The sequence below is a fragment of the Pseudoalteromonas sp. CR1 genome (genome assembly GCF_019392235.1).
Taxonomy (GTDB): Bacteria; Pseudomonadota; Gammaproteobacteria; order Enterobacterales; family Alteromonadaceae; genus Pseudoalteromonas.
The window spans coordinates 1-281 of the sequence record NZ_JAHXRM010000143.1; the positions used below are offsets into that span (position 1 = coordinate 1).

General features: G+C 68.0%; 1 protein-coding gene. It reads right to left on the bottom strand.

The genetic code is table 11. From position 1 onward, the window contains the following. On the bottom strand, positions 1–253 hold a 253-nt coding region (locus KZZ04_RS18840), incomplete at its 3' end, for a Gfo/Idh/MocA family oxidoreductase (RefSeq protein WP_257903682.1). Positions 254–281: the final 28 nt, after the last annotated feature.

Here is a 281-nt window from a genome sequence, read left to right on the forward strand (position 1 = left end):
CGCGGTTCGTCGGGCTGCCGGCGGTGGCGGGGCGTTGCGCGTGGACGGTGTGGGTGTCGGCGCACACGCTGAGCACATCGCCCACCAGGTAGCGCGCCATCGACAGCAGGTGGCTACCGAGGTCCGCCAGCGCACCACCGGCATGGTCCACTTCACACCGCCACGACCAGGGCGAGGCCGGGTCGGCCATGAAGTCTTCGCTGAACTCGCCCTGGAAGCTGATGATCTCGCCCAGCTCGCCATCGGCAATCATCTGCCTTGCCAGGCTGATCATCGGGTTG